The sequence below is a fragment of the Bradyrhizobium sp. UFLA05-125 genome, assembly GCF_059803515.1.
In genome coordinates this window covers 23,159-35,380 of the sequence record NZ_JBANBJ010000020.1, presented here as the reverse complement: position 1 = coordinate 35,380, position 12,222 = coordinate 23,159, and the positions used below count along the sequence as shown (strand labels likewise).

At 65.0% G+C, this 12,222-nt stretch carries 8 protein-coding genes; 7 read left to right on the top strand and 1 reads right to left on the bottom strand.

Features of this window, described 5'->3' with window-relative positions; genetic code table 11:
* Positions 1–12 precede the first annotated feature (12 nt).
* On the bottom strand, positions 13–819 hold the full coding sequence (gene hpaH / locus SO156_RS19320; protein WP_458147610.1) for a 2-oxo-hept-4-ene-1,7-dioate hydratase: 807 nt from the start codon (positions 817–819) through the stop codon (positions 13–15).
* A 117-nt stretch (positions 820–936) separates the two neighbouring features.
* Here hpaH and hpaR point away from each other — a divergent pair, with 117 nt between their 5' ends.
* From hpaR to SO156_RS19285, 7 genes are all read left to right on the top strand, one after another.
* Positions 937–1,455, top strand: a complete 519-nt coding sequence (gene hpaR, locus SO156_RS19315) for a homoprotocatechuate degradation operon regulator HpaR (RefSeq protein WP_498535908.1) — start codon at positions 937–939, stop codon at positions 1,453–1,455.
* A 163-nt stretch (positions 1,456–1,618) separates the two neighbouring features.
* Positions 1,619–2,704, top strand: coding sequence for a malate/lactate/ureidoglycolate dehydrogenase (locus SO156_RS19310; protein WP_458147585.1), 1,086 nt, complete (start codon positions 1,619–1,621; stop codon positions 2,702–2,704).
* 125 nt (positions 2,705–2,829) lie between these two features.
* Positions 2,830–3,606, top strand: coding sequence for an HpcH/HpaI aldolase family protein (locus tag SO156_RS19305; RefSeq protein WP_498535907.1), 777 nt, complete (start codon positions 2,830–2,832; stop codon positions 3,604–3,606).
* Between the two features lie 157 nt (positions 3,607–3,763).
* Complete coding sequence (locus SO156_RS19300) at positions 3,764–5,287, top strand: UxaA family hydrolase (protein ID WP_458147583.1); 1,524 nt, start codon at positions 3,764–3,766, stop codon at positions 5,285–5,287.
* A gap of 191 nt (positions 5,288–5,478) precedes the next feature.
* On the top strand, positions 5,479–8,748 hold the full coding sequence (locus tag SO156_RS19295) for a transglutaminase family protein (protein ID WP_498535906.1): 3,270 nt from the start codon (positions 5,479–5,481) through the stop codon (positions 8,746–8,748).
* A 27-nt stretch (positions 8,749–8,775) separates the two neighbouring features.
* Positions 8,776–11,295, top strand: a complete 2,520-nt coding sequence (locus SO156_RS19290) for a circularly permuted type 2 ATP-grasp protein (protein WP_498535905.1) — start codon at positions 8,776–8,778, stop codon at positions 11,293–11,295.
* Positions 11,292–12,170, top strand: a complete 879-nt coding sequence (locus SO156_RS19285) for a transglutaminase family protein (protein WP_498535904.1) — start codon at positions 11,292–11,294, stop codon at positions 12,168–12,170. Before SO156_RS19290 ends, SO156_RS19285 begins: the two co-directional genes overlap by 4 nt.
* Positions 12,171–12,222: the final 52 nt, after the last annotated feature.

Below are 12,222 nucleotides of genomic sequence, written 5' to 3'. Positions count from 1 at the left end.
GCTTCTTGTTCGTCAGGCGAAGTAGCAGCTCACCGAGCCGTATGCGCCATAATCGGCTTGAATTGTGTCGCCCTTGCGGGCCTCGATCGGACGGATGAAAGAGCCGGCGAGCACGACCTGGCCGGGCTCGAGCGCAAGACCGAGCGGCGCGATCTTGTTGGCAAGCCAGGCAACGGCGGTCGCGGGATGATTGAGCACGCCGGCGGCAAGACCGGTCTCCTCGAGCTGGCCGTTCTTGAAGCAGAGCGCGCCGATCCAGCGCAGGTCGGCTTCCAAGGGGCGGATCGGTCGGCCGCCGAGCACGATGCCGGCATTGGCTGCATTGTCGGCGATGGTGTCGAAGATTTTCCGCGTTGCTTTGGTCTTGGGATCGACGCGTTCGATACGCGTGTCCAGAATCTCGAGCGCGGGCACCACGAAGTCGGTGGCATTGAGCACATCGAACATCGTGCAGTCTGGGCCCGAAAGCCGCTTGCTCATGATGAAGGCGAGTTCGGCTTCGACGCGCGTCGCGATGAAGCGGCCCGTCGGCACCAGCCCGCCATCGGCGAAGAACATGTCGTCGAGCAGCACGCCGGAATCCGGTTCGTCGATGTTGAGCGCGCTCTGCATCGCCTTCGAGGTCAGGCCGATCTTGTGGCCTTTGACGATGCGGCCCTCGGCGAGCTTGATGTCGACCCAGGCCTTCTGAATCGCGTAAGCATCAGCGATGGTGATCGCGGGATAGTCCTGCGAGAGCTGCCTGATTTGCGTGCGCGTCTTCTCCGCTTGGTGCAGACGCCTCGCGCAGTTCAGAATATCGTCGTTGGAAAGCGCCATCTCTGACATTACGAATCGTGGTGCCGAGAGATACTTAACATGTTAAATGAATTCGTCAAACCCTATTCTGGTTTGCTGCAGTGCAAACGTTTTTGGATTTGAGGGCGGAGCATCATCTTGAAGAAGAGACCGGCTGATCCTGCGAATGGAGGCGTGCCTGCCGCCCGGCAGGTCCCAATGCGCGAGTTTTCGCGTTCGCTGCCGATGTCGCTGCTGAGGGCGCGCGAAGCGGTGATGCGGCAGTTCCGGCCATCGCTGCGCCAGCATGGTCTCACCGAGCAGCAATGGCGCATACTGCGAGCGCTCGCGGCCATCGACGCTGTCGAGGTCACGGAACTCGCGCGCACGGCGTTTCTGCTTGGGCCCAGCCTGTCGCGTATCCTGCGTGATCTCGAAGCTCGCCACCTGATCGAACGGAAGACAGCGAAAGCCGATCAGCGCCGCAGCATGGTGTCGATCTCCGAGAAGGGCGTGAAGCTCATGGCGGCCGTGGCGCCGACGTCGGAAGCGATCTATGCCGAGATCACGCGGCGCTTTGGCGCACGCAAGCTCTCGGAGCTTCAGGAGATGCTGGGCGAGCTCGAGCAGAGCCTTGCAGGACTTGGAAGTGCCGATGAGGCAATAGCCGAGGAGTGAAAAGCAGATATGCGCGCGGATGCGGCAAGAAGCATGGACACGGTCGGTTTTTTTCGCTCAAAGTGCCGCCCAAGCCGATCCGCCCAAAAATCGGCGCCGGGACCGGATGATGCCGCATCTGCGCTAGCTCATCCGGCAGGGAACAAGAGGCAAATAGACCCGTATGGTCACCATTCAGGTTGAGAAGCTGATCGACTTCGTCACGGAGGTTTTTTCGCACGCGGAGTCCTCGTCCGAGGAAGCCAGACGCATCGCGACGTATCTGACCACCGCCAATCTCACCGGCCATGACAGCCACGGCGTGATCCGCGTGCCCGTCTACATCCGCTGGAAGAAGACGGGGAACGTAATCCCGAACCAGAACGCGGAAGTGGTGCTTGATACGCCCTCGCTCGCGGTGGTCGACGGCAGGTTCGGCTACGGCCAGACGGTTGCGCCGCAGGCGGTGAAGATCGGCATCGAGAAGTGCAAGAAGGGGGGCCTCGCGGCGGTCGCTCTGCGCAATGCCGGTCATATCGGCCGCGTCGGCGACTGGGCCGAGATGGCCGCGGCCGAAGGGCTGGTCTCGGTCTATTTCGTCAACGCTGCCGGCTCGCTGCTGGTCGCGCCGTTCGGAGGCGTGCAGAAGCGACTGTCGACAGCTCCCTATTGCGTCGGCATTCCGCGCGAGGGGCAGGACCCGATCGTGCTGGACTTTGCGACATCGATCGTCGCCGAAGGCAAGGTGCTGGTCGCAAGCCGTGGCGGCAAGAAGTTGCCAAAGGGCGCGTTGGTGGATTCCGACGGCAGCTTAAGCGAAGACCCTGTCGTGCTCTATGGGCCGTATACGCCCGACGGACCGCGCGACCACACTCAGGGAACGGGCGCGATTCGCGCCTTTGGCGAGCACAAGGGCTCGGGCCTGGCCTTCATTTGCGAGCTGCTCGGCGGCGCGCTGACCGGAACCGGCGCTACCTCAGGCGGCCGCCGCTTCGCCAATGGCATGCTGGCGTTCTTCGTCGACCCCAAAGTGGTCGACACATCAGATGTTTTCGATGCCGAAGTGTCGCGCTATGTCGACTTCATCCGGGCCACCAAGCCGATGGCCGGTGTCGAGCAGGTCCTGGTCCCCGGCGATCCCGAAAGGAAGACCCGGGCCGAGCGCACCCGGAACGGCGTGCCCTTGCCGGACGACACCTGGGCGGCGATAGTGAATACTGCCCGCGATGTCGGTGTCAGCGAGAGCAGTATTCAGAGGGCGACGAGCTAGTTCAATTTCGTCATTGCGAGGAGCGCCAGCGACGAAGCAATCCAGAGTGTTGCCGCGGACGAATTCTGGATTGCTTCGCTTCGCTCGCAATGACGGCGAGTAGACCAACAGGGAAGGAAGGCAACGTGGCGAATAAAGTCAAAGAAATCTGGAAGTCGGGCAAGGCCGTCGTCAATGCGTGGCTTGCGATCCCCTCCGGCTTCTCGGCCGAGGTGATCGCGCAATGCGGCTTCGACAGCGTCACCGTCGACATGCAGCACGGCGTGCAGGACTATCTGTCGATGGTTCAGTGCTTCCAGGCGATGGACAAGCATCCCGTGACGCCGATGGTGCGCGTGCCCTGGAACGAACCCGGCATCATCGGCAAGGTGCTCGATGGCGGCGCCTACGGCATTATCTGCCCGATGGTCAACACGCCGCAGGAAGCCAGGAACCTCGTCTCCTATTCGAAGTATCCTCCGAAGGGCGTGCGCTCCAACGGGCCGATCCGCGCCGGCATGTACGGCACCGCGGGCACGTACCAGAAGACGGCGAACGACGAGACCGTGTTGCTGCCGATGATGGAGACCAGGACGGCGGTCGAGAACATGGAAGCTATCCTCGACGTCGAGGGTATCGACGGCGTCTATATCGGCCCGTCCGACCTCGGCTTCTCCTACGGGCTCGAGCCCAAGCTCGACCGCACCGAGCCTGAGATTCTTGCGATCTACGAGAAGATCATCAAGGAATGTGGCAAGCGCGGTCTCAACGCCGGCATCCATTGCAGTGGTGCGGAAGGCGCCGCGCGCGCCATCAATATCGGCTTCAAGCTGGTGACACTGGCGAACGAGGTCGGGTTGATGTCGATCTACGCCAAGATGCAGGTGAACCAGACCCGGAAGGATTCCGGCGGCAAGGCTTGATCTGGCGTGTCCCGGACGCGGTGCGGCACGCAGTGACGCGTCGCAGAGCCGGGACCCAGTTGCCGACGTCACGTGTGGGCCCCGGATCAGCAGCGCACCGCTTGCGCGCTGCGCAGCATCCGGGGCACGATACTTTTGAAGACCAAGGAGAACGATCATGACCCCAGCCCCCGTCATCCGCCTGCATCCTGATGATGGCGTGGTGATCGCGCGTGCCAGCCTGCCGCCCGGAACGGTGGTGGCTGACGGCGTGACGACGGTCGACCGCATCCCGTCGGGGCACAAGGTCGCGATCAAGCCGATTGCTGTCGGCGAGCCGGTCAGGCGTTATGGCCAGATCATCGGCTTTGCCACCGCGCCGATCGCACCCGGCCAGCACGTCCACACGCAGAATTGCGGCATGGGCGATTTTGCCAAGGACTATGCCTATTGCGCCGACGTCAAGCCGACGCCGAATTTCGATCTGCCTGCGACCTTCGAGGGTATCCGCCGCCCCGACGGCCGCGTCGCCACGCGCAACTATATAGGCATCCTGACCTCGGTGAATTGCAGCGCGCATGTCGCTGGTCTCGTCGCCGACGTCTTCAAGAAGAATCCCTTCACCGGCGAAAATCCGTTGGCCGAATTCCCCAACGTCGACGGCGTGGTCGCACTGACGCACAAGACCGGCTGCGGCATGACGCAGAATGAGCCTTTGGCGCTGCTCCGCCGCACGCTCGGCGGCTATGCGCGGCACGTCAATTTCTCGCACGTGATCGTGCTCGGTCTTGGCTGCGAGGTGAACCAGATCGGCGGCCTGATGGAGGAGCAGAAGCTCGCCGGGCGCCTGCGCGCGATGGACATCCAGGAGGTCGGCGGCACCCGCAAGACGGTCGAGGCCGGCGTTGCCTTCGTACGCGAGGCTCTTGCGGACGCCAACAAGGTGAAACGCGAAGCGGTACCGGCAAGCGAGCTGACCGTGGCGCTGCAATGTGGCGGCTCGGATGGCTATTCCGGTGTATCAGCCAATCCCGCGCTCGGCGCGGCCAGCGATCTCATCGTGCGTCACGGCGGCACCGTGATCCTGTCGGAGACGCCGGAGACCTACGGCGCAGAACATCTGCTCACGCGCCGTGCGGTCAGCCGCGAAGTCGGCGAAAAGCTCGTCGATCTCATGCGCTGGTGGGAAGAGTATACCGAGCGCGAAGGCGCCGAGATGAACGCCAATCCGAGCCCCGGCAACAAGGCCGGCGGCCTCACCACGATCCTCGAGAAGTCACTCGGCGCGATGGCCAAGGCCGGCACCACCAATCTCGTCGACGTGCTGCGCTATGCCGAGCCTGTGACGAAGAAGGGCTTTGTGTTCATGGACACGCCCGGCTACGACCCGGTTGCCGCGACCGGCCAGGTAGCAGGCGGCGCCAATCTCGTTTGCTTTACGACGGGCCGCGGCAGCGTGTTCGGCTGCAAGCCCGCACCGTCGATCAAGCTTGCGACCAACACGCCCATGTACAAGCGGATGGAAGAGGACATGGACGTCAATTGCGGCACCGTCCTCGAAGGCTCCGAGACGGTCGAAGAGTGCGGCCAGCGCATCTTCGATCTGATCCTGAAGACGGCCTCGGGACAGCCGACCAAGAGCGAGAGCTTTGATTTCGGTGGCGCCGAATTCGCGCCCTGGGTGATTGGCGCCACGATGTAGCGTCACCGCGTAGCCCGGATGGAGCGAAGCGCAATCCGGGGTTCGTCATTCCTGGATCGATTGTCCCGGAGTACGCTTCGCTCCATCCGGGCTACGGCGGATACTTCCTAGGCACGCGCTGCCCGTTGTTAGTGCTTGATCGCGATGACATCAGGTGTTCTGCTCAAAAAAGCTGCTGGAGCACCGCATCCGTGTCGATCTACGTCGCATTGCATCACGTCACGCACTACAAATACGACCGCCCGATCGATCTTGGCCCGCAGACCATCCGCTTGCGGCCAGCGCCGCATACGCGGACACCGATCCTGAGCTATTCGCTCAAGGTTACGCCGCCCAATCATTTCGTGAACTGGCAGCAGGACCCGCAAGGCAACTGGCTGGCGCGCTACGTTTTTCCGGAGAAGACGACGGAGCTGAAGATCGAGGTCGATTTCACGGCGCAGATGACCGTGGTCAACCCGTTCGATTTCTTCGTCGAGCCCTATGCCGATAGCTTTCCCTTTCAGTACCCCAAGGATCTGAAGACCGAGCTCGCGCCATATCTCGAGACCATCACTCCGGGTCCGCTGTTTGCCGAATATCTCGCGTCGATCCCGCGTGAGGCCAGCAACACCGTCAATTTTCTGGTTGATCTCAATCGCGAGCTGCAAAAGCGAGTGCGCTACATCATCCGCATGGAGCCGGGCGTGCAGACTCCGGAGGAGACCTTGTCCTCCGGTGCAGGCTCTTGCCGCGACTCCGCCTGGCTCCTGATCCAGACGCTGCGCCATCTCGGTCTCGCAGCGCGCTTCGTCTCCGGTTACCTGATTCAGATCCGTCCCGACATCGATCCGATCGAGGGACCGCCGGAGGTGGAGAACGATTTCACCGACCTGCATGCCTGGGCTGAGGTTTATCTGCCGGGCGCGGGCTGGATTGGTTTCGATGCGACCTCCGGCATGCTGGCAGGCGAGGGGCACATTCCGGTGGCCGCGACGCCGCACTACCGTTCGGCCGCGCCGATCTCCGGCAGCGCCGGCTTTGCCGAGGTCGAGTTCGCCTTCGAGATGAGCGTGAAGCGCATCCGCGAAGCGCCTCGCATTACAAAGCCTTTTTCTGATGAAGCCTGGGCCCGGCTCAATGAGCTCGGCGAGCAGGTCGACGGCGATCTCGCTGCCCAGGATGTGCGGCTCACCATGGGTGGCGAGCCGACTTTCGTGTCCGTCGACGATCTCGAAGCGCCGGAGTGGAACACCGAGGCCGTTGGCCCGACCAAGCGTGCGCTCGCGGACGATCTGATCCGCCGCTTGCGCACGCGGTTCGCGCCGGGTGGTCTGCTGCACTACGGCCAGGGCAAATGGTATCCGGGCGAAAGCCTGCCGCGCTGGGCCTTCGGTCTGTATTGGCGCAAGGACGGCGTGCCGATCTGGAAGAACGCCGACCTGATCGCGAAGGTCGAGACCCCCCGCCGCGCCGAGGTTGGGGATGCCGAGGCCTTCATGGAGGGTACGGCGGCGCGGCTCGGGCTCGACCCCGGCTACATCATGCCGGCGTATGAAGATCCCGCCTATTGGCTGCAGAAGGAAGCCGACCTTCCCGTCAATGTCGATCCCTCCGACTCCAAGCTGTCTGATCCGGAGGCGCGGGCGCGGATGGCGCGGGTGTTCGACCAGGGGCTCGGCACGCCGCGCGGGTTCGTGCTGCCGGTGCAGCGTTGGAATGCGCCGCCGCGCTGGCGCAGCGAACGCTGGGGTCTGCGGCGGAGCCATCTGTTCCTGACCCCGGGAGACTCTCCCTTGGGCTTGCGGCTGCCGATGGGCTCGCTCGGCTACGTCCCGCCCAACCAATATCCGTACATCATCGAGCAGGACCCGATGGAGGTGCGCAAGCAGCTGCCGGTGTTCAGCCGCATGCCGCGGCCGCCATCGCCGCCGCGGGTTGCGCCTGAATATCTCAATACGGCGATCCCGGTGCGCACCGCGATGGCGGTCGAAATCCGAGACGGCGTGCTGTGCGCCTTCCTGCCGCCGGTCGAGCGGATCGAGGATTATCTCGAACTGATCGCCGCGCTCGAAGCCACCGCCGAGGAGATTCAGCTTCCGGTTCATGTCGAGGGCTATCCGCCGCCATTCGATCCGCGCCTTGACGTCATCAAGGTGACGCCCGATCCTGGCGTGATCGAGATCAACATCCAGCCGGCGAAGAACTGGCGCGAGGCGGTCGATATCACTTCGGGTCTTTATGAGGACGCCGCGAAAGTGCGGCTCGGTGCCAACCGCTTCCTGGTCGATGGTCGCCACACCGGCACCGGCGGCGGCAACCACGTCGTGGTCGGCGGCTCGATCCCTCAGGACTCGCCGTTCCTGCGCCGGCCCGATTTGTTGAAGAGCCTGGTGCTGTACTGGCAGCGCCATCCGTCGCTGTCCTACTTCTTCTCCGGCCTGTTCATCGGCCCGACCAGCCAGGCGCCGCGTATCGACGAGGCGCGCCATGACAGCATCTACGAGCTCGAGGTCGCGCTCTCGCACGTGCCGCCGCCGGGCTATCAAACGCCGCTGTGGCTGGTGGACCGGCTGTTCCGGCATCTGCTCGTCGACATCACCGGTAACACCCATCGCGCCGAGATTTGCATCGATAAGCTCTATTCGCCGGAAGGCCCGACGGGGCGGCTCGGCCTGGTCGAATTCCGCGCGCTCGAAATGCCGCCCGATCCGCGCATGTCGCTGGCCCAGCAGCTCCTGGTCCGCGCGCTGATCGCAAAGCTCTGGCGCGAACCGCAAGCCGGCAAGTTCGTGCGTTGGGGCACGGCTCTGCATGATCGCTTCATGTTGCCTCACTTCATCTGGGAGGATTTCGTTGACGTGCTTTCTGAGTTGAAGCAATCGGGCTATCCCTTTGAGCCGGAATGGTATCTGGCTCAGCTCGAATTCCGTTTCCCCGCCTTTGGCCGGGTCCATCATGGCGGCGTGACGCTGGAATTGCGCCAGGCGCTGGAGCCCTGGCATGTGCTCGGCGAGGAGGGTTCGGCCGGCGGCACCGTGCGCTATGTTGATAGTTCGGTTGAGCGGCTTCAGGTGAAGGCGGAAGGCTTCATCGAGGGCCGCCATGTCGTGACCTGCAACGGCCGCCGCCTGCCGATGACCCCGACGGGACGCTCGGCAGAAGCGGTGGCCGGCGTCCGCTTCAAGGCCTGGCAGCCGGCCTCCGGCCTGCACCCGACCATCCCGGTCCACGCGCCCCTGACATTCGATCTCATCGATACCTGGAACGGCCGCTCGCTGGGCGGTTGCGTCTATCACGTCGCCCATCCCGGAGGGCGCAACTACGACACCAAGCCGGTCAACACCTACGAGGCCGAGGCGCGGCGGCTGGCCCGCTTCCAGGACCACGGCCATACGCCGGGCCCCAGCCAGCCGCCGCCGGAGGAACGCACAATTGAGTTTCCGCTGACCCTCGACTTGCGCACGCCGCTCCTGCATTGAGTATGGTGATGGGGCAGGGAGTGGTGCATGGGCGAGGGCGCGACCGACGGAGAAGGCCAGGCGGGCAGGCGCCTCAGCCAGCGCCGCGTCGCGCAATGGGTCCGCGACTATAGCCGGCTGCCTGGCATCCCCGACGAATTCCTCGGTCCCGATGGCGCCCCGCGCGCCGTCTGGAGCCGTTTCTTCGACGCCTTTGGCGCGCTGGCACCCGACGAGATCGAGCGGCGCATCGCTATGGCTGACCGGCATTTGCGCGAGGCCGGCGTCACCTATCGCACACCGGGCGACAGCGCCGACCGGCCCTGGTCGCTCAGCCATCTGCCGCTTCTGATCGACGAGGCCGACTGGCAGCAGCTCTCGGCCGGCATCAAGCAACGTGCCCAGCTTCTCGAACTTGTGCTGCGCGACATCTATGGCGAGGGCCGGCTGGTCGCCGAAGGCGCGCTCCCTGCCGCTGCGATCGCCGGCAGCGCCGAATATCTGCGGCCTGTCTGCGGCGTGGCGCCGCCCGGCGGGCGGTACCTGTCGATCTATGCCGCCGATGTCGGCCGGGGCCCCGACGGGCGCTGGTGGGTGCTCGGCGACCGCACCCAGGCGCCGTCGGGGGCTGGCTACGCGCTGGAAAACCGCCTGGTGCTGTCGCGGGCATTTGCCGATCTCTACAAGTCGATGAACGTGCCGCGCGTCGCGCCGTTCTTCGAGGCGTTTCGGGATAGCCTTCGCGCCAGCGCCGATCGCGACGAGCCGCGCATCGGCGTGCTGACACCCGGCAGCTTCAGCGAGACTTACTTCGAGCACGCGACGCTTGCGCGCTATCTCGGCTTCCTGCTGGTCGAGGGCGACGATCTCGCAGTCAGCGACAACCGCATCCACATCCGCACCGTCGCAGGCCTCAAGCGACTCGACGTGCTCCTGCGCCGGGTCGATTCCAATTCGCTCGATCCGCTCGAGCTCGACGCCTCCTCGCGGTTAGGTGTGCCCGGGCTGATCGACGTGCTGCGCAAGGATGGCGTCGTCGTCGCCAACATGCCCGGCTCCGGCGTGCTGGAGGCGAGGGCGCTGCTCGGCTTCCTGCCGGCGTTGAGCCGTCGCCTGCTCGGCGAGGACTTGAAGATGCCGCACATCGCGACCTGGTGGTGCGGCCAGCGCTCGGCGCGTGAGGAGGTCTTGTCGCGGCTCGACGAGGTCGCGATCGAGGGCGCCTATCGCCGTGGTGTTCCCGGCTTCCACGGCACGGGGCCGGTGCTTGCGAGCGAGCTCGATGAAGCAGAGCGGCAGCGGCTGATCGATGCGATCGGCGGGCGCGGGATGGATTATGTCGGCCAGGAGGTGGTGCGGCTGTCGACCATGCCGGTGTGGGAGCAGGGCCAGCTCACCCCGCGCCCCTTCGTGCTGCGCGTGTTCGCGGCGGCCACGCCCGACGGCTGGACCATCATGCCCGGTGGCTTCTGCCGGATCGCCGAACAGGCCGACGCGCGCGCCGTGTCGATGGGCGATGGCGCGCGCGCCGCCGACGTCTGGGTCGTCTCGGAGAAGCAGGTCTCCACCGCGACGCTACTGCCCGCGACCGACAAGGTGCGGATCCGCCGCATCGCCGGCGTGCTGCCGAGCCGTGCCGCCGACAATCTGTTCTGGCTCGGCCGCTATCTCGAACGCGCCGAGGCCACGCTGCGGCTGGTGCGCGCGCTCGGCTCGCCGATGCGCGGACCCAACAACAAGGGCGCATCGACCGCGATGCAGTCGGCCGAGCGCATCCAGCGCATCCTCGTCGCCTGGGGCGCGATCTCCCAAGCCTCGCGCACGGTCCCCGGACGGATCGCGGCCGAAGCACTGCAAAGCCCCGACCGTTTCGGCTCGGCGCTGTCGCTGGTGCGCGCGGCGCAACGCACGGCAACCGGTCTGCGTGAGCGGTTGTCGCCCGACGCCTGGCAGGTCATCACCGAGATGACCGATCGGCTCGCCTATGAGGTCGAGGACGACGACAGCGTGCTCAGCGCCGCCGAGCTCACCTTGCAGGAACTCGCGAGCTTTGCCGGCCTTGCGCAGGAGAACATGAATCGCGCTGCCGGCTGGCGCTTCCTCGACATGGGCCGCCGCGCCGAGCGCGCCATCAACACCACTCGCTTTGCGCGGCAGTTCGCCTATGACGAGGCGGGCGACGAGGACCTCGACGTGCTCCTCACGCTGGTCGATTGCCAGATCACCTATCGCTCTCGCTATTTGCTGGCGCCACTGCTCGCGCCGGTACGCGATCTCGCGGTGCTCGACACCTACAATCCGCGCTCGGTGGCCTTCCAGGTCGCAAGCCTGAACGAGCACATCGCAGCGCTGCCGAGCCTGAAGGAGTACGGCCTGATCGAGAAGCCGCAACGACTTGCAGTCGCCGTGCAGGCGATGCTCGCCACGGCCGAGGCCGAGAAGCTCGAGGTCAAGACGCTGTTCTCGCTCGAGCAGGACCTGCTCAACCTCGCGGAGGCGATCGGGCTGCATTACTTCCCGCACGGTCCCAACGCCAGCAGGCCGGAAAAGCTGACGGGGCTGGCGTGATCTACGACATCCGTCACGTCACGACCTATTCTTATGAGAGTCCGGTCAGTTTCGCCCGCTGCACGCTGCGGCTCGAACCGAAAACCGGCGACGGGCAACAACTCATCTCGCACCACGTCGAGATCCGGCCGCGGCCTGCGGATCGCCATGCCAGGCGCGATTTCTTCGGCACGCTGACGGAGAGCGTCGTGATCGAGGCGTCGCATCGAAACCTGCGCATCGATTCTCGCTCCCGCGTGTCGGTGTCGCGAACGCCGCCGCCGCGCGATGCCTTCAGTCCGCCCTGGGAAGGCATCCGCGATCTCGCCTTCGAGGCGACGAGCCTCGGGCCGTCGTCGCCGGTCGGCTACGTCTTCGCGAGCCCGCTGGTGCCCGTGCTGCGTCCCGTCAGCGCCTATGCTGCGATGAGCTTTGCGTCCGGCGCCGGCATCCTCGCCGGCGCTGTCGATCTGATGCATCGCATCCGCAGCGAATTTCGCTACGATCCGAAGGCGACGGTGATCTCGACGCCACTCAACGAGGTGTTCGACAAGCGCCATGGCGTCTGTCAGGACTTTGCCCATGTGATGATCGCAGGACTTCGCGGGCTCGGGCTGCCTGCGGCCTATGTCAGCGGCTATTTGCGCACCATCCCGCCGCCCGGTCAGCCGCGCCTGCAAGGCGCCGATGCCACGCACGCCTGGGTGTCGCTGTGGTGCGGGCCTGAGCTCGGCTGGGTCGATTTCGATCCGACCAACGATCTCCTGGTCGCCAACGATCACATCGTGCTCGCTGTCGGCCGCGACTTCTCCGACGTCTCGCCGGTCGACGGCATCATCGTCGGCTCGCCGAAGCAGAAGCTCGGCGTCGCGGTGGATGTGCTGCTGGTGGAGTAGTTGTCAAATCGCATTCCTTTCATTCCCCGCGAAAGCGGGGAATCCAGTACGC